Origin of the sequence: Pseudomonas graminis, from assembly GCF_001705435.1 — a bacterium.
Lineage (GTDB): Bacteria > Pseudomonadota > Gammaproteobacteria > Pseudomonadales > Pseudomonadaceae > Aquipseudomonas > Aquipseudomonas graminis_B.
The window spans coordinates 140,921-166,404 of the sequence record NZ_MDEN01000057.1 but is presented as its reverse complement, the minus strand read 5'-3'; the positions used below and the strand labels follow the sequence as shown (position 1 = coordinate 166,404).

The following is a 25,484-nucleotide window of genomic DNA, read 5'->3' as shown; positions in this document are numbered from 1 at the left end:
TTAGCTGACGTTTGGCAGGGACTGAATCAGTCGAACAGGCCAAAGGTCATGTAGCTGAAGATCGAGCGGCTTTTCGGCGTGCCGTCGTCGTCATCGTTTTTCTTCTCTTCGTCAGCCGACTGGTTCTCAGGCAACAGTTCGGCAGGGATGGCTTCCTTGGCGTCCTGATACTGCTTGATCACGTCCTGGTTGGCGCGGGTTTGTCCTGGCGGCAGCGGCGGACGGCTTTCAATCAGGCCCAGGGTCGCCTTGGACAGCCAGGAGCGGTTGTCGGCTTCTGCCGTGCGCGCTTCGAACTTGCCATCTACCAGCTGCGGGTGATCCGGATAGTTGGTTTTCAGGACTTCCAGGCTGGTTTCAGCCAGGTCGTCCAGGTGCAGACGCTGATAAGCCTCGACCATGACCGCCAGGCCGTCACCGACCGATGGGGTTTCCTGGAAGTTTTCGACAACGTAACGACCGCGGTTGGCCGCTGCCACGTAGGCCTGACGGGTCAGGTAGTAGTCGGCAACGTGAATCTCGTAGGCGGCCAGCAGGTTGCGCAGGTAAATCATGCGCTGCTTGGCGTCAGGGGCGTAGCGGCTGTTCGGGTAGCGGCTGGTCAGCTGGGCGAACTCGTTGTACGAATCGCGAGCAGCGCCCGGGTCACGCTTGGTCTGATCCAGCGGCAGGAAGCGGGCAATGATGCCGACGTCCTGGTCGAACGAGGTCAGGCCCTTGAGGTAATAGGCGTAGTCGACGTTCGGGTGTTGCGGGTGCAGACGAATGAAACGCTCGGCCGCCGACTTGGCAGCCTCGGGCTCGCCATTCTTGTAGTTGGCGTAGATCAGCTCGAGTTGCGCCTGGTCAGCATAGCGACCGAACGGATAACGCGACTCCAGCGCCTTGAGCTTCTCGGTGGCGCTGTTATAGCTGTTGTTGTCCAGATCGGCCTGCGCCTGCTGGTACAGCTCGACTTCACTGAGGTTTTCGTCGATGACTTCTTTCTTCGAAGAACAGGCAACAGTAAGTCCGAGGATGGCTATCAGCAGCAGGTGTTTCACTTGCATGGCGGCTTGCGTCCCTATAACGGCCTGCTGTCTTGCGCAGGACCGTCCTGTTATGATGGGCGCCCCGTGGAACCCCCGGGACAAAAGACGCCGTATTTAACCACAAGCGCACAGCCGAAACCAAAGGCCAGTGCCACCTCCTAGTTTGAGCATGTCTGAGATCATAGAACTCCGCGCAGAGGTGCCGTCCGAATTGGGCGGTCAACGCCTCGACCAAGTCGCCGCCCAACTATTCGCAGAGCACTCGCGCTCGCGCCTTTCTGCCTGGATCAAAGACGGCCGCCTGACTGTGGATGGCGGCGCTTTGCGCCCGCGTGACATCGTTCATGGCGGCGCCGTTCTGCTCCTCAAAGCCGAGCAGGAAGCCCAGGGCGAGTGGATCGCGCAGGACATCGAGCTCGATATCGTCTACGAAGACGACCAGATCCTGGTGATCAACAAGCCGTCCGGTCTGGTGGTGCATCCGGCAGCAGGTCATGCCGACGGCACTCTGCTCAACGCTTTGCTGCATCACGTGCCGGACATCATCAATGTCCCGCGTGCCGGCATCGTGCACCGCCTGGACAAGGACACCACCGGTCTTATGGTGGTCGCCAAGACCATCCAGGCGCAGACGCAACTGGTCACCCAGCTGCAGAATCGCAGCGTCAGCCGCATCTATGAGTGCATCGTCATCGGCGTGGTGACCTCGGGTGGCAAGATCAACGCACCCATCGGTCGTCATGGCCAGCAGCGTCAGCGCATGGCGGTCATGGAAGGCGGCAAGCCTGCGGTCAGCCATTACCGGGTTCTGGAGCGTTTCCGTTCGCACACCCACGTGCGGGTGAAGCTGGAAACCGGGCGTACCCACCAGATCCGCGTGCACATGGCCCACATCAACTTCCCGCTGGTCGGCGATCCTGCCTACGGCGGTCGTTTCCGGATTCCGCCTGCAGCCAGTGTCACCATGGTCGAATCGCTGAAACACTTCCCGCGTCAGGCGCTGCATGCGCGTTTCCTTGAACTGGATCATCCGACGACCGGTAAGCGCATGAGCTGGGAATCGCCGCTGCCGGACGACTTTGTCTGGCTGCTGACCCTGCTCAAGCAAGACCGCGAAGCGTTCATCGGATGACTGAGCGCGTGACGGACTGGCTGATTCCCGACTGGCCTGCGCCGGCGGGTGTCAACGCGTGCGTCACGACGCGTTCGGGCGGTGTCAGTGTGGCGCCGTTCGACAGCTTCAATCTCGGCGATCACGTTGATGACGATCCGGCAGCCGTTGCATATAACCGTTCGGCACTGACCACACGCCTGCACGTTCAGCCTGCATGGCTGAAGCAGGTTCACGGTATTGACGTCGTCGAGGCTGCACCGGCAGATGTACTTCAGGCTGATGCCAGCTGGAGCCGAACCCCGGGCGTTGCCTGCACCATCATGACGGCTGATTGCCTGCCGGCGCTGTTCTGCAACAAAGCCGGTACTCAGGTCGCCGCTGCCCATGCAGGTTGGCGCGGTCTGGCGGCAGGTGTGCTTGAGGCGACTGTGGACAGTTTTGCCGATGCGTCATCCGACATCCTCGTCTGGCTTGGCCCTGCCATCGGGCCGCAGGCATTCGAAGTCGGTCCCGAAGTGCGTGAAGCCTTTATAGCCATGCACCCCGAGACGGCCGATGCGTTCGTGCCGGGCGCCAACGCCGGCAAATTCATGGCCGACATCTATCAGTTGGCGCGTCTGCGTCTCGCTGCCCACGGTGTCACAGCGGTCTACGGCGGCGGTTTTTCGACCTATAACGATGAGCGCTTCTTCTCTTATCGCCGTGGCGCACGCACTGGACGCTTCGCTTCGCTTGTCTGGGTCGAAGCCCGGTAGCCTCCGCCGCTCCACTCATTCCTCCCGAATCCTCTCCTTCAAGCTAATGTTGACTCATGTCAACCAGTGCGCGCTTGAATCCTGCCTAATCGACCGCATCTAAAGAACCATCTGGCAGGTTTTCTTTATTAGGTGTGTTCATTGCTCCGGCCTGCCCATATAGGAAGGTGAAGAATGCGTATTGACCGTTTAACCAGCAAATTACAACTCGCTCTCTCAGATTCTCAATCACTGGCGGTGGGCCTGGACCATCCGGCTATCGAACCCGCGCACCTGATGCAGGCGCTGCTTGAGCAGCAGGGCGGTTCGATCAAGCCTTTGCTGCTGCAAGTGGGCTTCGATATCAACAGCCTGCGCACCGCGCTGACCAAAGAGCTCGACCAACTGCCGAAGATCCAGAACCCGACTGGCGACGTGAACATGTCGCAGGACCTGGCGCGCCTGTTGAACCAGGCCGATCGCCTGGCTCAGCAGAAGGGCGATCAGTTCATCTCCAGCGAGCTGGTGTTGCTCGCCGCGATGGACGAGAACAGCAAACTCGGCAAGCTCCTGCTCGGCCAGGGCGTCAGCAAGAAAGCCCTGGAAAACGCCATTAGCAACCTGCGGGGCGGCGATGCCGTCAACGACCCGAACGCAGAGGAATCCCGTCAGGCGCTGGACAAGTACACCGTCGACCTGACCAAGCGCGCCGAGGAAGGCAAGCTCGACCCGGTGATTGGCCGCGACGACGAGATCCGTCGGACCATCCAGGTACTGCAGCGTCGGACCAAGAACAACCCTGTGCTGATCGGTGAGCCTGGCGTGGGTAAAACCGCCATCGCCGAGGGCCTTGCCCAGCGCATCATCAACGGCGAAGTGCCGGACGGGCTGCGAGGCAAGCGTCTGCTGTCGCTGGATATGGGCGCACTGATCGCGGGTGCCAAGTTCCGTGGCGAATTCGAAGAGCGCCTGAAAGGCCTGCTCAACGAACTGTCGAAGCAGGAAGGGCAGATCATCCTGTTCATCGACGAGCTGCACACCATGGTCGGTGCCGGCAAGGCCGAAGGCTCGATGGATGCCGGCAACATGCTCAAGCCGGCGCTGGCCCGGGGTGAGTTGCATTGCGTGGGCGCCACGACGCTCAACGAGTACCGCCAATACATAGAGAAGGACGCTGCCCTCGAGCGTCGCTTCCAGAAAGTGCTGGTGGATGAGCCGAGCGAAGAAGACACCATCGCCATCTTGCGCGGCCTCAAAGAGCGCTATGAGGTTCACCACAAGGTGGCGATTACTGACGGCGCAATCATTGCGGCCGCCAAGCTCAGCCACCGCTACATCACCGACCGGCAACTGCCGGACAAAGCCATCGACCTGATCGACGAAGCCGCCAGCCGCATCCGCATGGAGATCGACTCCAAGCCGGAAGTGCTCGACCGTCTTGAACGTCGCCTGATCCAGCTGAAGGTGGAAGCGCAGGCGCTGAAGAAGGAAGACGACGAGGCCGCGATCAAGCGCCTGGAAAAACTCCAGGAAGAGATTCAGCGCCTTGAGCGGGAATACGCCGACCTCGAAGAAATCTGGACCTCTGAAAAAGCGGAAGTGACCGGTTCTGCACAGATCCAGCAGAAGATCGAGCAGTCCCGCCAGGAACTGGAAGCGGCGCGGCGTAAGGGCGACCTCAACCGCATGGCCGAATTGCAATACGGCGTGATTCCCGATCTGGAACGCAGCCTGCAGATGGTCGACCAGCACGGCAAGCCGGAAAACCAGTTGCTGCGCAGCAAGGTGACCGAGGAAGAGATTGCCGAAGTCGTGTCCAAGTGGACCGGCATTCCGGTTTCGAAGATGCTCGAAGGCGAGCGTGACAAGCTGCTGAAGATGGAAGAGCTGCTGCACCAGCGGGTGATCGGCCAGAACGAAGCGGTCGTCGCCGTGGCCAACGCGGTGCGCCGGTCGCGTGCCGGGTTGTCGGACCCGAATCGTCCGAGCGGCTCGTTTATGTTCCTCGGCCCAACCGGTGTGGGTAAGACCGAGCTGTGCAAGGCGCTGGCGGAGTTCCTGTTCGACACCGAAGAGGCCATGGTGCGCATCGACATGTCTGAGTTCATGGAGAAACATTCCGTGGCTCGTCTGATCGGCGCGCCACCTGGCTATGTCGGGTACGAAGAGGGCGGTTATCTGACCGAAGCGGTACGCCGCAAGCCTTACTCGGTCATCCTGCTGGACGAAGTCGAGAAAGCGCACCCGGACGTCTTCAACGTCCTGCTGCAAGTGCTCGAAGACGGGCGTCTGACCGACAGTCACGGGCGTACGGTGGATTTCCGTAATACCGTGATCGTCATGACCTCCAACCTCGGCTCGGCTCGCATCCAGGAGCTGGTGGGCGATCGGGAAGGGCAGCGCGCGGCGGTCATGGATGCGCTCACCACGCACTTCCGTCCGGAGTTCATCAATCGGGTGGACGAAGTGGTGATCTTCGAACCGCTGGCCCGCGATCAGATCGCAGGCATCACCGAGATCCAACTCGGCCGCCTGCGCAAGCGTCTGGCGGAGCGCGATCTGGGGCTGGAGCTGTCCAGCGAGGCGATGGACAAGCTGATCGCTGTCGGCTACGACCCTGTGTATGGCGCGCGGCCGCTCAAGCGGGCCATCCAGCGCTGGATCGAAAACCCGCTGGCTCAGTTGATTCTGTCGGGTGGCTTCATGCCTGGTACCAGCATCAGAGGCACGGTGCAGGACGACGAGATCGTCTTTGGCTGATCCGCACTTCTATATAGAGGCGCAGAGGGCTCTCCTGGTGGGGGCCCTTTTTTATGCGGGGTGATTTATTCGCCGAGCGCAGGATTTTCGCGAGGTTGAGGGCGATCCGCAAAAAATTCGCAAATCATTGTCTTGAAAGCAATTTAGAGGGTTGACAGGTGTTTCTGGAAATGTAGAATAGCGCGCCTCAGAGACGTGAACGCAGCGATGCAGACAGGTCGAAGAGGCTGAAAATGCGGTAGGTTCAGTGAGGTAAACGCCAGATTCGTTTGGTGCGAAATTACTGAATTTGTTGTGTTGAAGTGCGTCAAACGCTGCATCTGAAATTGATAGATTTGAAAAGATCGTTCCGTGATAGCTCAGTCGGTAGAGCAAATGACTGTTAATCATTGGGTCCCAGGTTCGAGTCCTGGTCACGGAGCCAATTTCAAGAGGTAGTACCGTCGGGGTATAGCGCAGTCCGGTAGCGCGCCTGCTTTGGGAGCAGGATGTCAGGAGTTCGAATCCCCTTACCCCGACCATTATTTGGGTCGTTAGCTCAGTTGGTAGAGCAGTTGGCTTTTAACCAATTGGTCGTAGGTTCGAATCCCACACGACCCACCATTTTTGACCTGGCTTCATCGGGTTGGATCTTAGGGAGTGACGCCATTCGCGTCACCCGCTCTGGAAACGCCTTAGGGTGTTTTCATGTTTCACCGGGGTATAGCGCAGTCCGGTAGCGCGCCTGCTTTGGGAGCAGGATGTCAGGAGTTCGAATCCCCTTACCCCGACCATTTTCGCCTAAGCAGTATCCGGGCAGAAAATACCGCTTCAACGCCACTCGCGCTGAAGCTACAAAAAAGCGTCCTTCGGGACGCTTTTTTCGTTTCTGGCTTTCACTGAGCCTTGGGCGGATTAGCCCAGTACGCCTCGATCTGATTTTTCAGGTCATCCGGGATCGGCGCGAAGTCCAGAGAGCGTGCGTGTTCCTGCCCGCTCTCCAGCGTCCAGCGAAAGAAATCCTGGACGGTCTTCTGACGATCAGCGTCCTTGGGTTGCCTGTACATCACGATGAACGTCGCGGCGGTGATCGGGTAAGCGTTTTCCCCCGGCGCGTCGAGCATCGACAGGTCAAAATCCTTCGCGTTTTTCCAGTCTGCCGTCGCGGCTGCCGCCTGAAAGCTTTCGGTGCTCGGCGTCACGAACGTGCCGGCAGCGTTCTGCAACAGCCCATAATTCAACTTCTGCTGTTTGACGTAGGCGTACTCGACGTAGCCGATCGAGTTCGGCACCTGTTTCACGTACGTCGCCACGCCCTCGCTGCCCTTGCTGCCCATGCCCACCGGCCAGTGCACCGATGCGCCTGCCCCGAGCTGACTCTTCCATTGCGGGCTGACCTTCGCCAGATAGCTGACCCAGTTAAACGTGGTGCCGGAATCATCCGAGCGGTACACGACGCTGATTTTCGCGTCAGGCAATTTCACGCCCGGGTTCAGGGCGGCGAGGGCCGGGTCATTCCATTTGCTGATCTTCCCCAGGTAGATGTCGGCCAGCACTGGGCCTGTGAATTTCAGGGTGCCGGGTTTTATCGAAGCGATGTTGATGACCGGTACGATGCCGCCGATCACAGAGGGAAACTGCTGCAGCCCGAAGGATTGCAGGTCTGCCGAGCTCATCGGCCGGTCGGTCGCACCGAAATCCACGGCGCCTTCCTTGATCAGCGCAATCCCTGCGCCAGAGCCGATGTATTGGTAGTTAACCTTGATCTGGGTCTTCTGGTTGTAGTCAGTCGCCCACTTGTACAGCACCGGGTAAATGAACGTGGAGCCGGCGCCGGTGACCTCGGACGCTGCGCCTGCCGTAGCGGCCATGGATAGATTGAGCGCGATGCCAAGGCCTGCGGCCAGCATCAGTCGGGAGAGCTGCGACATGGATGACTTCCTGTAATCGAGCGACATCGGGGTGAGATGCGTTGATGGGATCACAGCAAACAGCACGTTTTTATGACAAGGCGTGACAGAATTTCTTTTTTGATAGCGTGATCAATTGCCACGGCCAAGTCAGTTATTTACACGTCGCTCCGGTGCGGATTCATGAGGCCGGGTATAGACTTCAGGCAGTCTTTTCAGGATCGGCCGTGTTATGAAGTCGCCAACTCCTTCATTCGAGCAACAGCGACTTGAAGCGCTGCATCTTCTCGAAGTACTCGGCACCCCACCCGAGGTCGCGCTGGACCGGATCACTCGTCTGGTGGCGCAAGTGCTGAACGTGCCGATTGCCCTGATATCGCTGGTGGATCAGGACCGCCAGTGGTTCAAGTCCCGAGTGGGGCTTGAGGCTGTCGAGTTGCCGCGGGAGCTCGCTTTCTGTGCGCACGCCATCCTTGAGGCCACCGAGCTTGTGGTGCCCGATGCCATCGAGGACGCGCGGTTCTGCAACAGCCAACTGGTCACCGGCGATCCCCATGTCCGCTTTTATGCCGGCGTACCCATACGCACCAGCCAGGGCTTCGCTGTGGGCACGCTTTGCGCCATTGACGCACGGCCCAGAATCCTTACCCCAGACGAGCTGTCCATCCTCCACGACCTGGCCGAGATCGTCAGCCGCGAAATGCAGCTGCGGGAAAACCTGATGCTGACGCGGATTCAGAAGAACCGCTCCGAAGCAATGTTTCAGGCCAGCGAGGCAGGCTATCGCTCGATGTTCGAGCTGGCCTCGGTGGGCATTGCGCTGGTTGCGCCGGATGGTGGCTGGATCAGCGTCAACGCCGCGCTGTGCGACGTCCTTGGCTACGCACCCGATGAGCTCAAGCACCTGACGTTTCAGGACATCACTCACCCCGACGATCTGGACAGTGATCTTGAGATGCTGCATCAGTTGAGTGTCGGCCAAATCAACAGCTACCAGATGGAGAAGCGCTACCTGCGCAAAAACGGCAGCTCGGTCTGGGTCAATCTGAGCGTCACGAAGAAGCTGTCCGAAGCCGGAGAGCTGGAATATTTCATCTCCATCATTCAGAACATTCAAGCGCGCAAAGAGCTTGAGCAGGAAGCCCGACATGACGCCCTGACCGGCCTGCACAATCGCCGCGCGCTGGACTCGCTGTTGCCGATCGCTCAGGCCCGTGCCGACCGCTCCAGGTTGCAGCTGGCGTTGATGTTCATCGATCTGGATGGGTTCAAAGTCATCAACGACAGTTACGGGCACGATGCCGGGGATGATCTGCTGCGCGCTGTTTCCACACGTTTGCAGAGCTGCATTCGCAGGACTGACAGCCTGGTGCGGCTGGCCGGTGATGAATTCATCGTGATCCTGGAAGGCATCACGCCGGGTGTGGAGGAGGCCCGCGAAGTGGCTCAGAAACTCCTCGTCGCGATTGCACAGCCCCTCACGATCAAAGGCGATGTCATTCGCTGCAACGCCAGTATCGGCTTTTCCATGTACGAACCCGGCTCGGGCAAGGCTCCTGACGAACTCATGCGCGAAGCCGACCGCTGGATGTACAAGGCCAAGCATCTGGGCAAAGGGCAGGTGATGCCTTAGCGCAGGCGTGCGCTCGTGGCAGACGAGTTGCGGGGTAGGTTGTGCAGAATGTCGAGGAATGAGGCCCGCCGCACTGGCGCGGCGGACCTGTAGGACTGAGCCTTAGTGCAGCTTCATCCGTGGCTCGGTGCCGCGGCCGATTCGGCTGCCCAGCATGAGCATCAACGTGCGGAACATGCCGTAGAGTGCCATCTGGTGCATGCGGTACAGCGAAACGTAGAACATCCGCGCCAGCCAGCCTTCGAGCATGACACTGCCGGTCAGATTCCCCATCAGATTACCGACTGCCGAGAACTTCGACAGCGAGATCAGCGAGCCGTAGTCCTGATAGCGATACTCGGGCAGCGTGCCGCCCTCGATGCGCAGCTTCAGCGATTTCACCAGCAACGACGCTTGTTGATGCGCCGCTTGCGCACGGGGCGGGACATTGCGGTCGGTGCCTTTTTGCGGGCAGGCCGCGCAGTCGCCGAAGGCGAAGATACTGTCGTCGCGGGTGGTCTGTAGCGTCGGACGCACCTGCAGCTGATTGATGCGGTTGGTCTCAAGACCGGCGATGCCCTCCAGAAACGCCGGAGCGCGGATGCCCGCCGCCCAGACCTTCAGCGTTGCAGGAATCACCTGACCGGTCGCAGTCACCAGGCTGTCAGCCGTCACCTCGCTGACCGCCGAGTTGGTCAGCACCGTCACGCCGAGTTTCTCCAGCGTCTTGTGTACCGGGCCGCCAATACGCTCCGGCAGTGCGGGGAGGACGCGCGGCCCGGCCTCGATCACGGTGATGCGCAGGTTTTCCGGCTTGATCTGGCCGAGCCCGTAAGCCGCCAGTTCGTGCGCAGCGTTGTGCAGCTCTGCGGCCAGCTCGACACCGGTCGCACCGGCACCGACGATGGCGACGTTGATTTCTTCGGCCGCATCGTTCTGGCTGGCGTGGGCCTGCAAATAGCGATTCAGCAATTGCTGATGGAAGCGCTCGGCCTGCTTGCGCGTGTCGAGGAAAAGGCAGTGCTCAGCCGCGCCTTTGGTGCCGAAATCATTGGTCGTGCTGCCCACGGAAATGACCAGCGAGTCGTAATCCAGGCTGCGCGCCGGGACCAGCGCATTGCCGTTTTCGTCGAGGGTCTCGGCCAGGTGGATCTGCTTGTTCTCGCGGTCCAGCCCGGTCATGCGGCCCATCTGAAACTGAAAATGGTTCCACTTGGCTTGCGCCACGTAGTTCAGTTCGTCCTCATAAGAGTTGAGCGAACCGGCGGCCACTTCGTGCAGCAGCGGTTTCCAGATGTGGGTCAGATTGGCGTCCACCAGCGTGACGCTGGCCTTGCCTTTCTTGCCGAGGGTTTTACCCAGACGGGTAGCCAGTTCCAGACCGCCAGCGCCTCCGCCGACAATCACAATACGATGGGTCATGGGGATATCTCATAAGGCTTAAGGAATTCTGTGTCAGCGAAATCCTCGCGAGCGCAAGGCAGCTCATAGCGTCAGATCGCTCAGCAAACGGGTCAACGGGCCCGGTCCGAGCACCACCACAAGGAGCAGCCGAAGCCAAAAAGGCCAGCGCTCGACTTGGGGTGGGGGCTCGAATGTACGCTTCGACACGCGCTGGGTCGGCAGGTTTCAGGCAGCTGATCATTTGAGGCGCTTTATCAACATTGACCCGGATCAGGAGGCTGCGCTGTTGGCTGCGTTAAAGTCATGGACGCTCGGTTCGATCGGCTCGATACACAACACGTCGTCCAGACGCACGATGCCGCTTTGTATCACCCGCGCGGTGATTCCGCCATGCCCGCGAACGGCCTGAAAGATGCCGTGGCCGAGGCGTTGCTCAAGGCGCGCGCAGGGCTGGCACCAGCCGGTGGTTTCGAAGATCGCCTGGCCGATGCGGAAACGTCGGTTCTTCAGGCTGAACAGGTTGATGCCGCTGATCACGATGTTGCGTCGCAAATCCTGGGGCAACACCGGATTGTCCTCGGCCCGCCCCATCAGCGAACTGACCACTGCAAAGTGCTCCCACTGGATCAGCGTCACCTGTCGAGCGTTGCGCGGGCCGGGGCGGGCATGATCGCCCGTCAGGCCTGCTTCGCGACGGGCTTCCACGGCGTCCAGCTCAACCATCTCGCCCCGGGATTCCGGGCGCACGCCAATCCAGCGCACACGCCCGCGCTGGGGTACATCGGCGATCAATTCCTGCAACGGGCTCATAAACTGATTCCTACATCAAACACCACGCTGCGGCCCAGATTGGTCCGCAGGAAATCCGGGGCATCCGGATGGGCGAACAATACCCGGGCGAAGGTCGGCCCGACCAGCGAGAGTGACCGCCAGCCCTGACGCAAATACTCGGTGGGCGGCGGAAAGTGGCTGTTCAAGTCGAGCACCTCGCGCTTGAGGCTGGCGAAGGCAATGATGTCCAGCTCGCCCACATCCAGCCCACGCTCTTTGTAGTTGTGGGCCTTTTTGCGCAGCGTGGGTGCCAGGCGCCGGAGCAGCTCGGCAGCGGGAATGCGCTTGGGTTTGGCTTCGCGCCGCACCAGTTGGCTGAGGGAAAACGCGCTGCGTCGACGTTGCAGTTCTTCACGCCACTCATCGTTGAGCCGACGGCCTTCATCCAGAACAAAGAACACTTCAAAACACGCGTCGCGAAACAGTACGTCCGGCGGCTCTTGCCCGGCAGGCAGGAAGTCGTCAGTACGATGGGGAATATTCAGGCCCTGCAGCAACCGCTCGCACACCCAACGTTCGCGCTCCCACTTGCGCGCATTGGACAGAAACGCATTGGCTTGCTCGGCCTGGCTCGTCAAAAGACGCAGATAATCAGAGTCATCCATGGCGCCAAGCTTAACGCTGCTGAGGGGATAAGAAATACTGGAGCGGAGATAAAGTTGGGCGGGGCGGTGCTTATCGGCTCAAGAAACCGCCGCAAGCCCATTGTGGGAGTGTGCTTGCTCACGAAGACGGCATTGGAACTGCTGGATATCCAGCGGATGTACCAGCCTCTTCGCGAGCAGGCACGCTTACACAAAACGTCATCCCGCTCGCCGCTCGCTTTTGTTGGCGGGATGCTCTCAGCTCTTGGGAGATATGGCAGCACTGGCGTTGTTCGTCCTGTGTGGCTGCCCACTTAGATCAATGTTGACGAGGGTCGAAGTCACCCGAAAACAGCTCGTCTTCAGCATCCGGCGCCACCGGAATCGCATGTTCTTCCGACGCCCAGGCGCCCAGGTCGATCAGCTTGCACCGGTCCGAACAGAACGGCCGAAATTTACTCTCCGGCGTCCATTCCACGGGCGCTCCGCAGGTTGGGCAATCGACGGTCATTGGTTGGCTCATCATTGGCCTCCACGCAAAGTTGAATAAAAGTGATGCAGACGCTCCACCTCGCTTTTCAGCCAGGCCGGGTCACGGTCATTGACGATTACATCGTCGGCCCGGCTCAAGCGCTCCTCGCGACTGGCCTGCGCTTTGAGAATCGCCCGCACCTGTTCCTCGTTGGTCTTATCGCGCAACACTGTGCGCTGGATTTGCACCGATTCCGGCACATCAATGACCAACACCCGCTGAACCATCTGGTGCTGAGAAGTCTCCAGCAACAACGGCGACACCAGAATCGCGTAAGCCGATTCAGCGCGCGCCAGGTACTGACGGATTTCCTCGCGGATCAGCGGATGCAGCAGGCTTTCGAGCCAGAGCCGCTGCTGGGGATCCTTGAAAATCAGCTCGCGCAACGCCGAGCGATTCAGCGTGCCATCGGCCTGCAACACGCTTGGGCCGAAGTGCTCGGCAATCTGCGCCAGGGCAGGGCGCCCGGGTTCGACGACCCAGCGTGCAGCGTGATCGGCGTCCACCAAGTGCACGCCCAGATCCACGAAGCACTGAGCCGCCGCACTCTTGCCGCTGCCGATGCCACCGGTGAGGCCCAGAATCCAGGGTTTTGACGCAGGAGAAGTCATCTGAAACCGGCGATCTGCAGATACGAAGTCGTTATTTGATCACCCCAGAGCAAAGCGATCCACCCTGCGAGCGCCAGATAAGGACCGAAGGGGATCGGCGTGCTGGTTTCGACATTGCGCAAGCGCAGCAGAATCAGGCCCAACACCGCACCGACAATCGACGACAGCAGAATCGTCAGCGGCAGAATCTGCCACCCGCCCCATGCGCCGAGCATCGCCAGCAACTTGAAGTCGCCGTAACCCATGCCTTCCTTGCCGGTGATCAGCTTGAACAGCCAGAACACACACCACAACACCAGATACCCGGCGACCGCGCCCCACAGCGCGTCGGTCAGCGACGTGAACAGCCCGAACGCGTTGACGATCAGGCCGAGCCACAACAGCGGCAACACGATTGCGTCCGGCAGAAGCTGGTGATCGGCGTCGATCAGGCTCATCGACAACAACCCCCACGTCAGCACCAGCATCGCCGCTGCCTGCCAGCCGAAACCGAAATGCCAGGCGATGAAGGCCGAGAGTAAGCCGCAGGCCAGTTCAACGAGGGGGTAGCGCTTGCTGATGGAGGCTTTGCATTGGGAACACTTGCCGCCTAGGAACAGGTAGCTCACCACCGGAATGTTCTCCCACGCGCGGATTCTGTGTGAGCAATGCGGGCAGCGGGAGTGGGGGAGGATGAGGTTGAAGGTTTCTGTTGGGGGCTCGGCGGGGAGGTCGAGCATTTCCCGGGACTGGGTTTTCCAGTCGCGGATCATCATTTTGGGGAGGCGGTAGACGACGACGTTGAGGAAACTGCCGACGAGCAGGCCCAAGACAAGTGCGCATAAAACAAAGGCCAGCGGGGAGCTGGCCAGGAGGTCGAGGAGGGGCATGGTTAGACGACGCTGCCGAGTTTGAAGATTGGGAGGTACATCGCGATGACTAGGCCACCAACGACTACGCCCAACACAGCCATGATCATTGGCTCCATTAGGCTGGTGAGGCTATCGACCATATTGTCGACCTCTTCCTCATAATAATTGGCCACCTTATCGAGCATTGAGTCCAACGCCCCTGACTCTTCCCCGATAGCTGTCATTTGAATCGCAAGCGTGGGAAACACGCCGGTGCTGCGCATCGAGAAGTTTAACTGCATCCCAGTCGAGACATCCTGCTTGACCTTATTCACGGCGTTTTTGAAAACAATATTTCCGGTCGCCCCGGAAACTGAGTCCAACGCTTCTACTAGCGGAACCCCAGCAGCGAATGTCGTGGACAGTGTTCGGGCGTACCGTGCGACTGCGGACTTATAAAGGAGCTGTCCGATGATCGGCGTTTTAAGCAGTGCTCTGTCGAGACCATTGCGAAATTTTTCAGACGTCTTATAAGCGCGTTTGAAGCCAATGATGGCCAAAAATAGCGCGATCAAGACAATGAGCCAATAGTCTTGGAGCGCTTGAGACAGTCCGATGACCATCAGCGTGAAAGCGGGCAGATCTGCACCGAATCCGGCAAACAGCGTCTGAAACTGGGGGACGACCTTGATGAGCAAAATGCCTGTGACAATGAAGGCGACGACTACTACGGCTATGGGGTAGGTCATTGCTTTTTTGATCTTTGCCTTGAGAGACTCAGTTTTCTCCTTGTAGGTCGCTACTCTGTCCAAAAGCGACTCGAGAGCACCGGCTTGCTCACCTGCATCTACAAGGTTACAAAACAGATCATCGAAGTATTGCGGCTTCTGCCGTAGAGCGGTTGCGAAGCTATGGCCTGCCGCTACCTCTTGCTTTATGTCCTCGACCAGCTTGCGCATATTGGGGTTGGTCGAGCCCTCGCTAATAATGTCGAAAGACTGCAGGAGCGGCACGCCCGCTTTCATCATCGTCGCCATCTGGCGGGAGAAAAAAGCGATATCAAGCGGTTTTATTTTCTTGCCAGCGCTGAATATCGAGATCGATTTCTTGCGAACCTTTAACGGGTTTATGCCTTGTCTTCTGAGTTGCGCTTTTATCAAAGCGGGGTTATGCCCCGCCAACTCGCCAGAAATCTTCACACCTTTTTTATCCAGTCCCTCCCAGGCATACATAGCGGGCTTCGCCACCTTGGGACTCTTGGCTGCTTTGGTCGCCATGCTTAATCCTTGGTTACCCGATTTATTTCCTCAAGGCTCGTCACGCCCTGCATTGCCTTGAGGAGGCCAGATGTGCGCAGATCGTTGAAGCCGTCTTTGCGCATCTGGCGTGATATTTCAATAGAGTTGCCCTCTTCCATAATTATCCGCTCCAGATCGGGGGTATTTTTCACCACCTCGTAAATACCTATACGCCCTTTGTACCCGGCGTTGCATTGATCGCAGCCAGAGGGTGAGTAGAGTTTGAACGTTCCAATCTTGGATTCCGGAAAACCCTCGGCAATAAGCGTCTCTCGCGGGACATCAATCTCTTTCTTGCAGTGAGGGCAGAGTTTGCGCGCCAAGCGCTGGGCGATGATCAGATTGATGGCGGTCGCGATATTGAACGCCGCAACACCCATATGATGAAGCCGAGTCAGCGTTTCAGCCGCGCTGTTGGTGTGAAGCGTCGACAGAACCATGTGCCCTGTCTGCGAAGCCTTGATCGCAATCTCGGCAGTTTCCAGGTCTCGAATCTCTCCAACCATAATGACGTCAGGGTCTTGACGGAGGAATGCGCGCAAAGCTTGTGAGAAATCCATACCCTGCCGCGGATTGACGTTGACCTGGTTGATACCTTCCAGGTTGATCTCGACAGGGTCTTCCGCGGTAGAGATGTTGATGTCTACCGTATTCAGTATGTTCAGGCCGGTATAAAGCGAAACGGTTTTACCTGAACCCGTCGGGCCTGTGACCAGAATCATGCCTTGTGGTTGACGCAAAGCGGCCATGTAGAGCTCTTTTTGCTCAGGTTCGTAGCCGAGTGAATCGATCCCCATCTGCGCGCTCGTGGGGTCGAGTATCCGCATGACGATCTTTTCTCCCCACAGCGTGGGCAGAGTGTTTACACGAAAATCGATCGCTCGATTTTTTGAGATACGGAGCTTGATCCTGCCATCTTGCGGTTTGCGTCGCTCCGAGATGTCGAGCCCAGCCATTACCTTCAAACGAGCAGCAATACGACCAGCCAGTTGCGTCGGAGGTTTTGCTACCTCGTGAAGAATGCCGTCAGTACGTAAGCGCACCCGGAAGGTTTTTTCGTACGGCTCGAAATGCAGATCGGAAGAGCCTAGGCGGATTGCGTCCAGTAGCATCTTGTTCACGAAACGAACAACCGGCGCGTCCTCTGCATCGACCTCACCTAGCGTTGTTTCTTTGCTTTCAACGGATGACTCAATTTCCAGGCTGAGATCAACGTCGGCCATCTCACCCAGACCGCTATGGGAGTCGAAGAATTTATCGATGGCGCGACTTAGCTTGTCGTCTTCGACCAAAATGGCTTCGGTCGTGAGGCCTGTGCTGAACTGGATGTCGGTAATTGCTTGATGATTAGTAGGATCAGATATGCCTACAAATAATTTGTTGCCGCGTTTCCACAGCGGTATAGCGGAGTGCTGACGTACGAGTTTTTCGCTTACCACACCCCTCGGTTGGCTCTCTTTATCCAGCATGTTCAGGTCTAGAAACGGCAATCCGAATTGCTCCGAAGCCATTTCTGCTAGAACGAGGCTGTCAACGAGCTTGCTTTGAACCAGATAGCTCACAAGCGAGAGCTTGTCGCTGCGTGCATGCTGATAGGCCTGCTGAGCGACTTTTTCGGTGAGAAGCTTGGCCACTACAAGTTGCTTGGCCAAACCGGTGAGGACAACGTCAGTCATAAAACCACCAGGCACGAACATTCCATGGTTTATAGCTTAGTCAGAAGGCCCTGCCAATTTCGATGATGCATTGTGACAAAAAACGTCACATCCGTACCTTCGGCGAGACAGGCTCCAGGCTCGTGAAATCTTACGCTCTACATGCTTATCGTTAGCGCGTGAGGTGGCACGGTGCTTGCTATGTGTAAGGTGCTCGCGTCAAATTATTTGTGGCTTCGGAGAAGTAATATGAAAATGCAAAAAGGTTTTACCCTTATTGAGCTGATGATCGTAGTAGCGATCATCGGTATCCTCGCAGCAATCGCGATTCCTGCATATTCGAAATACCAAGCGAAAGCTAAAGTTACAGCAGGTCTTGCAGAGATTTCTGCTCTTAAAACGGGTTACGAAGATGTCATCAACCAAGGCGGCACTCCGTCCAACACGACATTGAGCGTGCCAACCACTGCAAGTGCGAACTGTACCACCACCGTTGGTGCTACTACTGCCGCGCTTAAGTGTGATTTGGCGAACGCACCGCCCGCTGTTACCGGCAAGGCGATAACCCTTGCCCGCGACGCTACCGGATTGTGGACCTGTGGAGCAAACGTCGATGCAGATTATCTTCCTAAGGGCTGCACGGCAATCAAGTAATAGCAACTTAGAACAAGTTTACTAAGTTGCGTTTCTTATGCCGAAATAGCTCAGTCGGTAGAGCAGCGCACTCGTAACGCGAAGGTCGTAGGTTCGATTCCTATTTTCGGCACCAGAAGCACAAAAAGCCCGGTCCTCAAGACCGGGCTTTTTCATATCCTGCGGCCCGCGAATTAAAATGCGCCGTCGCAAATTCGCTGGCTGCCAGCTTCAGCGCAGCGGTGAAGACGTCAGCGAAAAACTGGACTATATGCCGGGCGTGTTCACCGTCGAACGGCATGTGCGTGGGAAATGGGCCTGCCGGCAAAGCGAAACACTGATCCAGGCCCCGGTGCCGCCGCAGTTGATAGACAAGGGCATCCCCACTGCCGGCCTGCTTGCACATGTGATGGTGGCCAAATTCGCCGACCACCTGCCGCTGTATCGATAGGAAAAGATCTTCGGCTGCGCTGGCCTGGCCATGCCGCGCTCTACACTGACGCAGTGGGTGGGCCAAGCCGGCGCGCAGCGTCAGTCTCTGGTCGATGCCCTAAGCGAAGTGGCGCTGGCGCAGGTTCACGCCGATGCAACGCCGGTACCGATGCTGGCGCCCGGGCAGAAGAAAGCCCACCGTGCTTATGTCTGGGCCTACCTGGTAGATCGGGCTGTGCCCACAGACAGCAATCAGGTGGAGAGCAAGATCCGACCTTGGGCACTTGGGCACTTGGGCGTTCAACTGGTTATTTGCCGGGTCGCTGCGCAGTGGGAAGCGGGCGGCGGCGATCATGACTTTTATCCAGTCGGCACGCATGAATGGGCATGATCCGTACCCATATCTCAAGGATGTACTGACTCGTTTGCCGACGCTGCGGGCGATTTAAACAACGGAGCTGCTCACGCACAAATGGGCGTCCGTTCAGCTACGCGAGGCGTGTTCGCGGAACCCTTTCAGTTCTACTACCCAGCAGAGAAACAATCACTTGAAGAATGTGAATGATATAGCCACGTAAAAGCACAGCGCGAAGAAAGCCCCTATAACTCCAAAGCCTATCCCGAGAAAAGCTTTGCCAATACGCCTTAAGATGCCGCTCCCTTTCTCGTGTACATAGGAGCCGAAGAGCGTAATAACCACGCCAGCGACGATATAGCCTCGAAAATATTTCAAGATCAGAAGCCGCTCGGGCAAAAACCATACGCCTATCAGCCAGAACAATATAATGCCTGCTGCCGCGCTCCCAAAAAGATACGGCGGGGCTACCTTGCTTTCAACAGGCTTTTGTGGAGACACAGCGAAACCTCAGCAATTCCAACGGGCACTCGCACTCAAGGACTATCCAGAACACGTGGGTGATGTAGTGGCCAAAGCATACCTGCGCGTAAGCCGCTGGTACATGCGACATAGGCTGGATAGATTGCTGATCTATGCGGAGGTGGAGTTCGCGGAGCGCTTACACTTCGCCGTGAGAAGGAGTCCGGCAACCGCTCTTCTCTTAGGTGGCAGGCGTGGAAGATAACTCCATCCGTTGGATGTCACTACACGAAGGCTTACCATTCAGCCAGCTGTAACCTTAGATAGAAGACGTTGGCGTCACGTCTACAGGCTAGCCAAACCAAGCCATATCTATTGCCTAGCCAAAGGATGCACGAGTGTGTTTGATACTTTTATCGAGGAGATTTTCGTGTGGCCTGCTTTCCGAGCGGTTGGCACTCGGTGAGGCTGGTCACGCTTGGGGAATTATCCATCGAAGGGCTCATGGCTTGCCTGTACCCCGGAAGCTGATTGGACTGCTGCTGTAGGGCTCGCCATTCTAGTCATCGCAATGATGGTGGCCACGAAACAGTTCGTTCTTTGTTAGCGCGTCAACAGCATCGCCAAAAAGCGTGATCACTGGTTGTGTGCCTTGCAACACCGAAAACCCGAGAGTCGATGAAGGAGACCCGCAGGCAATGAGATAGAAAAGGATTTTGACGCGCCTCGTTGTGTACGGCATGTATGCCGCCTGCCTTCTGCTCTACACGCTTTTTCCAAGGGGCTGAATACGATTGGATGAGCACTGGCTCGCCGATGAATGCGCCAGTGAATTGGAGCGATAACGGCTCCAGCAATCGTTCTGTTTACGAGGAATAGCAGTCGGGACAGCTATCGGAATGCAGCTGTTGATCTACGCCAATTTCACCAGGCGCGTGGCGATCTGGACGTCTATCTTGCTCGGAACGGTCCTCGCAGCATTTTGGTAACTACAACTCCATGACTAAACTTTGACGTTGGATGGGGGGAAATCCAAGCGAAGGCCGCGTTGCCGGTTGAGCAATGCGGCCCGCTCTACCTGTACTGAATCAACAAATCCCAGGCGGAATCCCGTCCTTATTGAAATCCTTCAGCCGCTCCTTCTCTTCCTCAGTCGAATGAGCCGGCACGTCCTTCTCGGGTTGTTCTTTCTCGTCAGCTTTCTTCTCATCAGCCATCATCATTTCCTCGTCAGTGCTAAGAACAATCCAGACCCAAAAGCCTCAAGCCCAAACCGCCGTCTCGCTGTTGATCTGTGCCAGGGAGGTAGCGTTGCTCTGCCTTTGGTGATGCAGGTCTTCGCGCATCTTCGAAAAATTAAGCGGCTTCGAAGCCGACTGCCTGATCACGATATCCGAGATCAGGTATTCACCGCAGTCACGGCACATAACAACCTTCCCACCCTGGGCCGACTCACGCTGCTCAGCTTCGACCCCGCACAGATAACAGTTCATGCCGGTTCTCCCTATGAAGGTAATAACAAGCAGAGCCCGAGCACCCGTCGCAGTTCAACCTTTAAGACGTCGCAACGCTCTCAAATGCTCAACCGCATCGACAAATCCACCGCCTTCACATCCTTAGTCAGCGTCCCGATGGAAATGTAATCAACACCAGTTTCAGCAATGGTGCGCAAAGTCGCATCGGTCACACCGCCGCTCGCCTCAAGCTTCGCGCGACCCGCCGTGAGGCGCACGGCTTCGCGCATGTCGTCCAGGCTCAGTTCGTCGAGCATGATGATGTCGGCACCGCCGTCGAGGGCTTGCTTGAGTTCGTCGAGGCTCTCCACTTCGATTTCCACGGGCTTGCCCGGCGCAATCTTGTGCGCGGCGGTGATGGCTTCCGCAATCCCGCCACAGGCAGCGATGTGGTTTTCCTTGATCAGAAAAGCGTCGAACAAGCCGATCCGATGGTTATGGCAACCGCCGCAGGTGACGGCGTACTTCTGCGCCATTCTCAGGCCGGGGAGGGTTTTGCGGGTGTCGAGCAGTTTGACCTGAGTATCCGCGACCATGTCCGCGTAGTGCTGCGCGCGGGTGGCGACGCCTGACAGCAGCTGCAGGAAGTTGAGTGCGCTGCGTTCGCCCGTCAGCAGCGAACGCGCGGGGCCTTCCAGGTGGAACAGCGCCTGATTCGGCTGCACGCGATCGCCGTCAACGACCTGCCAATGCACCGCGACGCGCGGGTCAAGCTGACGGAAAACAGCATCGACCCACGCTGTGCCGGCGATCACCGCTGCGTCGCGGGAGATTACAGTGGCCTTGGCCAGGCGCTCTGCCGGAATCAGCTGCGCGGTGATGTCACCACTGCCCACATCCTCCACCAACGCACGGCGCACGTTGGCTTCAATTTCGGCAGTGAGGGCGTCAAGACGTAGGTTTGGCATATCAGGCTCCACGAACTAAGTGCGCCGAGTATATGGCAGGCGCGTGTACCAACCTATGTAGGCCACGTGTCCAGTCGGGTGCATAACCTGCACTTTGTCGGTTTTTTCCTCGCTTATGCGACAGATTGTGATTTTGAGGGTCTATCGCTGCGCACGTCCCTTCGCCGCCTCCTATTATTCCAATCAAGGCGAAGCGTCCGCTGGCGAGCGGCCCGGATTTACCTGATACTTTCGCCTTGTATTTGACGTCATAGCGTTGACGTTAGCCTGCAACATCCCCAGGGATAAAATGTTGAGATCCGTTTGAATGGAGTCAAGTCTTCATTCACTGCGGGGTGTAGCTGTTGTTAAAGCAGTTGTGTCGACGGTGTGAAGGAGTCCTTGATGCAGAACGACGGAAACAAAGTGGTGCCCTTGAAGGCAGGTGCGGATCATCCGGGATCCTCGCCTGTCGCTCGGCTGCCCGTCGTTTTGCTTCAGGTTCGTGACCGAGCCGCGCAGCAGTTGAAGGAGAGCCTGCAGACGTTGTTCGATAACGCTGACGACACGCTTTTCGAAATGGCCGACCGTGCTCACAACAACGCTGAGCAGAACATCTTCTTCGAGGCCATGCGCGACTTGCGTTTGAAGCGCAAAAGCATCGAGCGCAACTTCCTCGACAAATTCTTTGAAGCATTCCTGCGCTTGGGTCAGTACGAAGTGGCCGAGCCCCCGATGCCCGAGCCCGTTTCCTACGACAAGCTTGCGCTGGTCCATAACGATGATCTCGAACGCACCGTTGCGGTTGACGCCATGGTGGTCAAGGTCATGAGTCGCGACGGTATCGCCCTCGGTCAACTGACCACGCGTTTGAATGTTCTTATCCCTCAGCCGTTGACCGACGAGACCAATCCGTTGGGGCCGACGCTGCTGTGCGACTATTTCCTGCAGGCCGGGCGCAGTCTTGGCGTTGAAATCAAGGTGAAGCTGATCATTCTCAAGTTGTTCGAGAAGTACGCCTTGAGCAACGCCGATCAGCTCTATGAGGAAGCCAACCAGTTGCTAATTTCCGCAGGTGTATTGCCGGAACTGAAGGCGTTGCCGTCCCGTCGCTCCACTGATCGTATCGCCAGCGTGCCGCCTTCGAGCGAAGCGTTGCGTGCCGACAACGCCGCTATTCTCCAAGCGACCGAAAGTCTCGATAAAAGCGTGCAGGACGTGTTTTCCGCGTTGCAGGAGTTGCTGGTGCATGTGCGTGGCCACCTGACGCCGCGCCCCGAGTCGGTGACCGATGCGCGTCCGATTTCCAGTCAGGACTTGCTGCGTCTGCTGTCCCACTTGCAGCAGTACGTACCGAAAGCCGAGGAGAGCGACGACTTCGACCTGCGCGCCCAGCTTGAGCAGTTGATCAGTCGGGTCAGCGCGAGAAGCGGCAAGTTTCGCGTTGTGGGTACGATGGATGAGGACGTCATCAACCTCATCTCGATGTTGTTTGAATTCATTCTCGACGACCGCAACCTGCCCAGTTCGCTGCGGGCGTTGATCGGCCGCTTGCAGATTCCGATGCTCAAGGTCGCGGTGATCGACAAGAGTTTCTTCAGCCGTGGCAGTCACCCTGCACGCCGGCTGCTGAATGAAATCGCCTCTGCGGCGCTCGGTTGGGGTGGTCGCGACGACACCCAGCGTGACTCGCTTTACGCCCGCATCGATCAAATCGTCCAGCGCCTGCTCCACGATTTCGTCGATGACCCGGCAATCTTCACTGAGCTGCTGGTGGATTTTCTGGCCTTTACCGGCGACGAGCGTCGTCGCAGTGAGTTGCTTGAGCAACGCACCCGTGACGCCGAACAAGGCCGCGCACTGGCAGAGTTGGCCCGTCAGCGGGTGCAGCAGGCGCTGAACGATCGCCTGCTCGGCAAGACCCTGCCGCAGGTCGTTGTTCGCCTGTTGCAAGAGGCGTGGAGCAAGGTGCTGTTGCTCACGTGCCTCAAACACGGCGACCAGTCAGTTGAATGGACGTCAGGCCTTCAGGCGATGGACGATCTGATCTGGAGCGTTGAGTCCCATGACGAGCCGGAAGCGCGACAGCGTTTGCTCGAGCTGGTGCCTGGGTTACTCAAGTCCCTGCGCGATGGCTTGAGCAGTGCCGCCTTCGATCCGTTTGCCACCAGCGAATTCTTCAGTCAGCTCGAAGCGCTTCACGTCCAGGCGTTCAGCCACGTGACGAAAGCACCTGGCACGACCACCGTTGGCGACCAGGTCGCGTCTGATCATGGGCCGACGATGATGGCCGTGGTCGAAGAGATCGTTCTCGTTGGGCCGGGCGAGCAGATTCAGACCGAGCCATCGATGCAGTTGCCTGCCGACGACGAAGGTTTGATGCAAGTCGAAAAGCTTCGCCTGGGCAGTTGGATCGAGATCCAGGAAGACGAATCCCACAAGCTGCGCTGCAAGCTGGCGGCGATTGTTGATCCGAGTGGGCGGTATGTGTTCGTCAATCGCACGGGTATGAAGGTGCTTGAGAAAACCCGCATGGGCCTGGCGGTTGAATTTCGTCGCGGCGCTATTCGCGTCCTCGACGACGCGCTGTTGTTTGACCGCGCTCTTGAGTCAGTACTGGGCAATCTACGCAAGCTGAAGGGCTAGGGCTGAGATCGATCCTACGACTTCTTGCTGCGAATCCGCGCAACCTCAGGGTAGATTCGCCATCCACATCCTTTCCTGTCGCGGGCATACTGCGCGCTGTTGTTTCACGCCCTAAGGATTTTCCATGCATCTGGACCCTGCCACCGGCTGGTGCCACGGCGCGCAGCATTGCCCTTCACCCAATTTCAATGCCCGGCCTGAAAATGAAATTTCGTTGCTGGTGATTCACAACATCAGCCTGCCGCCCGCGCAGTTCAAGACCGGCAAGGTCCAGGCGTTTTTTCAGAATCGGCTGGACGTCACAGAACACCCTTACTTTGAAGGCATCGCTGAACTGCGGGTGTCTGCGCATTTCCTGATTGAGCGCGATGGAGCGGTCACTCAATTCGTGTCGTGCCTCGACCGTGCATGGCACGCAGGTGTCTCGATCTTCGACGGTCGAGAGACGTGCAATGACTTTTCCGTTGGCATCGAGCTTGAAGGCACGGATGATCAACCTTTCACCGGCGCGCAGTATGAGGCGCTGATCGAGTTGACCCGCCAGTTGCAGGCGGCGTGGCCAGCGATCACGGGGCAACGCATATGCGGTCACAGCGACATTGCGCCGGGGCGCAAGACCGATCCGGGTCCGTGTTTTGACTGGGAGCGGTTTCGTGCCGCCCTGGACGTTTGAAGTGAGGAGCAGCTAATGAGTTTTCTGGTTTTGCTGCTGGCGGTCTGGATCGAGAAGTTTTCGGCCCTGCGCCAGCGCATTCAGCGCGACGGGCCATGGCTCAATCAATTGAGCCGGCTGGAATCCAACCCACGCTCAGCCAAGCGACCGTGGTGGATTTTGATGGTGACGGTTGTGCTGCCTTTGGTGGTCCTGGCCCTGGCATTGGTGATTGTCGGCTCGGTGGCCTACGGCTGGCTCGCGCTGCCGATCCACTTGCTGGTGCTGATTTACAGCCTCGGCCGTGGCGACGTCAAAGCCGCGCTCGGCTCGTTTCGAGATGCCTGCCGTCGAGGCGATCAGGAAGCGGCGGTGCTGGTTGCCGAACGCGACCTGGGGGTCCAGGCCGAGAATGAAGAACAGCTACTGGGCGGCGCTCAGACATATTTGCTGTGGCAGATTTATCAGGGCTTTTTTGCGGTGATTTTCTGGTATTTCGTGCTCGGCCCGGTTGCGGCGTTGGCCTACCGCTTACTGGCCCTTGCTTCGGAACACGGCAAAACACCGGCGCTGGTCGAGCGTGCGACACAGGCAAGGCATGCCTTTGACTGGGTGCCCGTGCGCCTGCTGGCCGCCAGCTTTGCGCTAGTGGGCAACTTCGTCGCGGTCAGCCGGGTGATGCTCAGCGAACTGCTCAACTGGAACATCAGCGCCTCACGCCTGATCAGCAAAGTCGGCTGCGTTGCTGGCGAGGTTCCTGCGCCCGTGGTGGGCGTCGAGGGCGTCAACAGCCTCGATGTGCTGTGGGAACTGCTCATCCGCTCGGCCATCGTCTGGTACGTCGGGTTTGCGCTGATCACGTTATTCGTTTGAAACGTCGGGAGCCGGCAAGCCGGCTCCCACCTGTTCAGCCCTCGCTTCGCTTGGTCCAAAAAGACCTGTCCGAATTGACCAGTGTTGCCGCTTCGCTACCTGACCACTGATTGATATAGATCAATACCCCTCCGGTCCTTGACGC

Annotated in this window: 22 protein-coding genes, 5 tRNA genes and 1 pseudogene; 14 read left to right on the top strand and 14 right to left on the bottom strand. The window is 58.1% G+C overall.

What is annotated here, in order from left to right; all coding sequences use genetic code 11:
* Window positions 1-26 precede the first annotated feature (26 nt).
* A complete protein-coding gene (locus BBI10_RS07025) occupies window positions 27-1,049 on the bottom strand; it encodes an outer membrane protein assembly factor BamD (protein WP_065987656.1) in 1,023 nt (340 codons plus the stop codon).
* Window positions 1,050-1,200: 151 nt separating this feature from the next.
* Between BBI10_RS07025 and rluD the strand changes: the two genes are divergently transcribed.
* The 7 genes from rluD to BBI10_RS06990 all read left to right on the top strand — a co-directional run bounded on the left by rluD (window position 1,201) and on the right by BBI10_RS06990 (window position 6,412).
* Window positions 1,201-2,163, top strand: coding sequence for a 23S rRNA pseudouridine(1911/1915/1917) synthase RluD (gene rluD, locus BBI10_RS07020; protein ID WP_065987655.1), 963 nt, complete (start codon window positions 1,201-1,203; stop codon window positions 2,161-2,163).
* Window positions 2,164-2,171: 8 nt separating this feature from the next.
* Complete coding sequence (gene pgeF / locus BBI10_RS07015) at window positions 2,172-2,900, top strand: peptidoglycan editing factor PgeF (protein ID WP_065987703.1); 729 nt, start codon at window positions 2,172-2,174, stop codon at window positions 2,898-2,900.
* Between the two features lie 174 nt (window positions 2,901-3,074).
* Window positions 3,075-5,639, top strand: a complete 2,565-nt coding sequence (gene clpB, locus BBI10_RS07010) for an ATP-dependent chaperone ClpB (RefSeq protein WP_065987654.1) — start codon at window positions 3,075-3,077, stop codon at window positions 5,637-5,639.
* 348 nt (window positions 5,640-5,987) lie between these two features.
* Window positions 5,988-6,063 (top strand) — tRNA-Asn (locus BBI10_RS07005).
* A gap of 20 nt (window positions 6,064-6,083) precedes the next feature.
* Window positions 6,084-6,160 (top strand) — tRNA-Pro (locus BBI10_RS07000).
* A gap of 6 nt (window positions 6,161-6,166) precedes the next feature.
* Window positions 6,167-6,242, top strand: a tRNA-Lys gene (locus tag BBI10_RS06995).
* A 93-nt stretch (window positions 6,243-6,335) separates the two neighbouring features.
* Window positions 6,336-6,412 (top strand) — tRNA-Pro (locus BBI10_RS06990).
* A gap of 102 nt (window positions 6,413-6,514) precedes the next feature.
* Here the strand turns inward: BBI10_RS06990 and pstS are convergent.
* Window positions 6,515-7,549, bottom strand: a complete 1,035-nt coding sequence (pstS, locus tag BBI10_RS06985) for a phosphate ABC transporter substrate-binding protein PstS (RefSeq protein WP_065987653.1) — start codon at window positions 7,547-7,549, stop codon at window positions 6,515-6,517.
* Between the two features lie 211 nt (window positions 7,550-7,760).
* On the opposite strand from pstS, the gene BBI10_RS06980 reads away from it, so the two are divergent.
* A complete protein-coding gene (locus tag BBI10_RS06980) occupies window positions 7,761-9,161 on the top strand; it encodes a sensor domain-containing diguanylate cyclase (protein ID WP_065987652.1) in 1,401 nt (466 codons plus the stop codon).
* Window positions 9,162-9,263: 102 nt separating this feature from the next.
* Here the strand turns inward: BBI10_RS06980 and BBI10_RS06975 are convergent, their stop codons facing one another.
* The 8 genes from BBI10_RS06975 to pilB form a co-directional block, all read right to left on the bottom strand.
* Window positions 9,264-10,562, bottom strand: a complete 1,299-nt coding sequence (locus BBI10_RS06975) for an NAD(P)/FAD-dependent oxidoreductase (RefSeq protein WP_065987651.1) — start codon at window positions 10,560-10,562, stop codon at window positions 9,264-9,266.
* Between the two features lie 252 nt (window positions 10,563-10,814).
* Window positions 10,815-11,354 carry an MOSC domain-containing protein gene (locus BBI10_RS06970; protein WP_065987650.1) on the bottom strand — a complete coding sequence of 180 codons (540 nt, stop codon included), beginning with the start codon at window positions 11,352-11,354 and terminating at the stop codon, window positions 10,815-10,817.
* The gene (locus BBI10_RS06965) at window positions 11,351-11,980 is read right to left on the bottom strand and encodes a DUF1780 domain-containing protein (RefSeq protein ID WP_065987649.1); all 630 of its coding nucleotides are present in this window, start codon (window positions 11,978-11,980) and stop codon (window positions 11,351-11,353) included. The genes BBI10_RS06970 and BBI10_RS06965 overlap by 4 nt, the downstream gene beginning before the upstream one ends.
* Window positions 11,981-12,278: 298 nt before the next feature.
* Entirely contained in the window at window positions 12,279-12,482 is a 204-nt protein-coding gene (gene yacG, locus BBI10_RS06960) for a DNA gyrase inhibitor YacG (protein WP_062378727.1), read from the bottom strand.
* Window positions 12,482-13,102 carry a dephospho-CoA kinase gene (gene coaE, locus BBI10_RS06955; RefSeq protein WP_065987648.1) on the bottom strand — a complete coding sequence of 207 codons (621 nt, stop codon included), beginning with the start codon at window positions 13,100-13,102 and terminating at the stop codon, window positions 12,482-12,484. Before coaE ends, yacG begins: the two co-directional genes overlap by 1 nt.
* Window positions 13,099-13,971, bottom strand: a complete 873-nt coding sequence (locus BBI10_RS06950) for a prepilin peptidase (RefSeq protein ID WP_065987647.1) — start codon at window positions 13,969-13,971, stop codon at window positions 13,099-13,101. The genes coaE and BBI10_RS06950 overlap by 4 nt, the downstream gene beginning before the upstream one ends.
* A 2-nt stretch (window positions 13,972-13,973) precedes the next feature.
* The gene (locus BBI10_RS06945; RefSeq protein WP_065987646.1) at window positions 13,974-15,209 is read right to left on the bottom strand and encodes a type II secretion system F family protein; all 1,236 of its coding nucleotides are present in this window, start codon (window positions 15,207-15,209) and stop codon (window positions 13,974-13,976) included.
* A 2-nt stretch (window positions 15,210-15,211) separates the two neighbouring features.
* Window positions 15,212-16,906: a type IV-A pilus assembly ATPase PilB gene (gene pilB / locus BBI10_RS06940; protein WP_065987645.1), complete on the bottom strand. Its 1,695-nt coding sequence runs from the start codon at window positions 16,904-16,906 to the stop codon at window positions 15,212-15,214.
* A 228-nt stretch (window positions 16,907-17,134) separates the two neighbouring features.
* Here pilB and BBI10_RS06935 point away from each other — a divergent pair, with 228 nt between their 5' ends.
* From BBI10_RS06935 to BBI10_RS26520, 3 genes and pseudogenes are all read left to right on the top strand, one after another.
* The gene (locus BBI10_RS06935) at window positions 17,135-17,539 is read left to right on the top strand and encodes a pilin (RefSeq protein ID WP_065987644.1); all 405 of its coding nucleotides are present in this window, start codon (window positions 17,135-17,137) and stop codon (window positions 17,537-17,539) included.
* A 39-nt stretch (window positions 17,540-17,578) separates the two neighbouring features.
* Window positions 17,579-17,654, top strand: a tRNA-Thr gene (locus BBI10_RS06930).
* 84 nt (window positions 17,655-17,738) lie between these two features.
* Window positions 17,739-18,399: pseudogene (locus BBI10_RS26520) on the top strand (IS66 family transposase); the annotation flags it as partial.
* Window positions 18,400-18,494: 95 nt separating this feature from the next.
* Here BBI10_RS26520 and BBI10_RS06915 read toward each other — a convergent pair.
* From BBI10_RS06915 to nadC, 4 genes are all read right to left on the bottom strand, one after another.
* A complete protein-coding gene (locus tag BBI10_RS06915; RefSeq protein WP_141695136.1) occupies window positions 18,495-18,806 on the bottom strand; it encodes a hypothetical protein in 312 nt (103 codons plus the stop codon).
* A gap of 1,049 nt (window positions 18,807-19,855) precedes the next feature.
* Window positions 19,856-19,984: a hypothetical protein gene (locus tag BBI10_RS28205; protein WP_141695135.1), complete on the bottom strand. Its 129-nt coding sequence runs from the start codon at window positions 19,982-19,984 to the stop codon at window positions 19,856-19,858.
* Window positions 19,985-20,029: 45 nt separating this feature from the next.
* Complete coding sequence (locus tag BBI10_RS06910) at window positions 20,030-20,260, bottom strand: hypothetical protein (RefSeq protein ID WP_065987640.1); 231 nt, start codon at window positions 20,258-20,260, stop codon at window positions 20,030-20,032.
* A gap of 80 nt (window positions 20,261-20,340) precedes the next feature.
* Window positions 20,341-21,189, bottom strand: coding sequence for a carboxylating nicotinate-nucleotide diphosphorylase (gene nadC / locus BBI10_RS06905; protein WP_065987639.1), 849 nt, complete (start codon window positions 21,187-21,189; stop codon window positions 20,341-20,343).
* A gap of 384 nt (window positions 21,190-21,573) precedes the next feature.
* Here nadC and BBI10_RS06900 point away from each other — a divergent pair, with 384 nt between their 5' ends.
* The 3 genes from BBI10_RS06900 (at window position 21,574) to ampE (ending at window position 25,339) form a co-directional block, all read left to right on the top strand.
* Complete coding sequence (locus BBI10_RS06900) at window positions 21,574-23,814, top strand: DUF1631 domain-containing protein (RefSeq protein WP_065987638.1); 2,241 nt, start codon at window positions 21,574-21,576, stop codon at window positions 23,812-23,814.
* A gap of 124 nt (window positions 23,815-23,938) precedes the next feature.
* Window positions 23,939-24,487, top strand: a complete 549-nt coding sequence (ampD, locus tag BBI10_RS06895; RefSeq protein ID WP_065987637.1) for a 1,6-anhydro-N-acetylmuramyl-L-alanine amidase AmpD — start codon at window positions 23,939-23,941, stop codon at window positions 24,485-24,487.
* A 15-nt stretch (window positions 24,488-24,502) separates the two neighbouring features.
* Entirely contained in the window at window positions 24,503-25,339 is an 837-nt protein-coding gene (gene ampE, locus BBI10_RS06890; protein ID WP_065987636.1) for a regulatory signaling modulator protein AmpE, read from the top strand.
* The last annotated feature ends 145 nt before the right edge of the window (window positions 25,340-25,484 follow it).

Coding starts and splice junctions, on each gene's coding strand:
- BBI10_RS07025 (WP_065987656.1), bottom strand. CDS start 1,049: ATGCAAGTGAAACACCTGCTGCTGATAGCCATCCTCGGACTTACTGTT.
- rluD (WP_065987655.1), top strand. CDS start 1,201: ATGTCTGAGATCATAGAACTCCGCGCAGAGGTGCCGTCCGAATTGGGC.
- clpB (WP_065987654.1), top strand. CDS start 3,075: ATGCGTATTGACCGTTTAACCAGCAAATTACAACTCGCTCTCTCAGAT.
- pstS (WP_065987653.1), bottom strand. CDS start 7,549: ATGTCGCAGCTCTCCCGACTGATGCTGGCCGCAGGCCTTGGCATCGCG.
- BBI10_RS06980 (WP_065987652.1), top strand. CDS start 7,761: ATGAAGTCGCCAACTCCTTCATTCGAGCAACAGCGACTTGAAGCGCTG.
- BBI10_RS06975 (WP_065987651.1), bottom strand. CDS start 10,562: ATGACCCATCGTATTGTGATTGTCGGCGGAGGCGCTGGCGGTCTGGAA.
- BBI10_RS06970 (WP_065987650.1), bottom strand. CDS start 11,354: ATGAGCCCGTTGCAGGAATTGATCGCCGATGTACCCCAGCGCGGGCGT.
- BBI10_RS06965 (WP_065987649.1), bottom strand. CDS start 11,980: ATGGATGACTCTGATTATCTGCGTCTTTTGACGAGCCAGGCCGAGCAA.
- yacG (WP_062378727.1), bottom strand. CDS start 12,482: ATGAGCCAACCAATGACCGTCGATTGCCCAACCTGCGGAGCGCCCGTG.
- coaE (WP_065987648.1), bottom strand. CDS start 13,102: ATGACTTCTCCTGCGTCAAAACCCTGGATTCTGGGCCTCACCGGTGGC.
- BBI10_RS06950 (WP_065987647.1), bottom strand. CDS start 13,971: ATGCCCCTCCTCGACCTCCTGGCCAGCTCCCCGCTGGCCTTTGTTTTA.
- BBI10_RS06945 (WP_065987646.1), bottom strand. CDS start 15,209: ATGGCGACCAAAGCAGCCAAGAGTCCCAAGGTGGCGAAGCCCGCTATG.
- pilB (WP_065987645.1), bottom strand. CDS start 16,906: ATGACTGACGTTGTCCTCACCGGTTTGGCCAAGCAACTTGTAGTGGCC.
- BBI10_RS06935 (WP_065987644.1), top strand. CDS start 17,135: ATGAAAATGCAAAAAGGTTTTACCCTTATTGAGCTGATGATCGTAGTA.
- BBI10_RS28205 (WP_141695135.1), bottom strand. CDS start 19,984: ATGGCTGATGAGAAGAAAGCTGACGAGAAAGAACAACCCGAGAAGGAC.
- BBI10_RS06910 (WP_065987640.1), bottom strand. CDS start 20,260: ATGAACTGTTATCTGTGCGGGGTCGAAGCTGAGCAGCGTGAGTCGGCC.
- nadC (WP_065987639.1), bottom strand. CDS start 21,189: ATGCCAAACCTACGTCTTGACGCCCTCACTGCCGAAATTGAAGCCAAC.
- BBI10_RS06900 (WP_065987638.1), top strand. CDS start 21,574: ATGCAGAACGACGGAAACAAAGTGGTGCCCTTGAAGGCAGGTGCGGAT.
- ampD (WP_065987637.1), top strand. CDS start 23,939: ATGCATCTGGACCCTGCCACCGGCTGGTGCCACGGCGCGCAGCATTGC.
- ampE (WP_065987636.1), top strand. CDS start 24,503: ATGAGTTTTCTGGTTTTGCTGCTGGCGGTCTGGATCGAGAAGTTTTCG.